At 69.1% G+C, this 836-nt stretch carries 1 protein-coding gene; it reads right to left on the bottom strand.

What is annotated here, in order from left to right; genetic code table 11:
• Nucleotides 1-836: 7,8-didemethyl-8-hydroxy-5-deazariboflavin synthase CofG (cofG, locus tag WBN91_RS39060; protein ID WP_337729446.1), on the bottom strand; the 836-nt coding region annotated here is incomplete at both ends.

Below are 836 nucleotides of genomic sequence, written 5' to 3'. Positions count from 1 at the left end.
AGCTTCGCCGGGTCGTCGGCAGCCAACGACAACGCCCGCGCCGTGTCCTCCGGCAACCGCTCCACCGCCTTCGGCACGGTCAACGAGGACCAGTCGCCGTAGACGGAGTCGAAGTCGCCGCGCCGGTCGCCGGTACGCCCCTCGGTGTCGATCGCGGTGTTCAAATCCGCGCGACCGTAGGTGTCCAGACCCCCGTCCGGCTCCTGCCACTCCCGACCCACCACCACGGCATCCGGATCCGCCAACCCGTCGGAGAGTGCGAGTGCCTGGACGTGCCCGGTCAGCCGGGTGTCGATCCACTGCCCCGCCGCCGCCCGCACATACCGCGGATACACCGCCAGACGCTCCCGCAGCACGTACCCGGCGTCCTTGGTGTGCGCCTCCAGCACGTCCACCTGGGGCCACGGCCGCTCCGGGTTGACGTGGTCCGGGGTCACCGGGGACACACCGCCCCAGTCGTCGATACCGGCGCGCAGCATCAACCCGAACTCCCCGCCCACCAGATTCGGCGGCGCCTGCACACTCGTCGAGGACGGCATCACCAACCGCGCCACCGCGATCGTCGCCGCCAACTCGTGCAAATCCGCGTCGGGCATCCCACGCATCGCGGTATCCGGCTTGGCCCGGAAATTCTGGATGATCACTTCCTGGATATGCCCGTACTGCTTCGCCACCGCCCGCATCGCCAGCAACGACTCGGCACGCTCGGTGACCGTCTCCCCGATCCCGATCAGAATCCCCGTGGTGAACGGCACATTGACCCGACCCGCATCGGTCAACACCCGCAACCGCACCGCCGGCTCCTTGTCCGGACTGCCGTAGTGCGGGCCACCCTT

Origin of the sequence: Saccharothrix sp. CCNWYY140, from assembly GCF_037401995.1 — a bacterium.
Taxonomy (GTDB): Bacteria; Actinomycetota; Actinomycetes; order Mycobacteriales; family Pseudonocardiaceae; genus Actinosynnema.
This window is presented reverse-complemented; position numbering and strand designations above follow the sequence as displayed.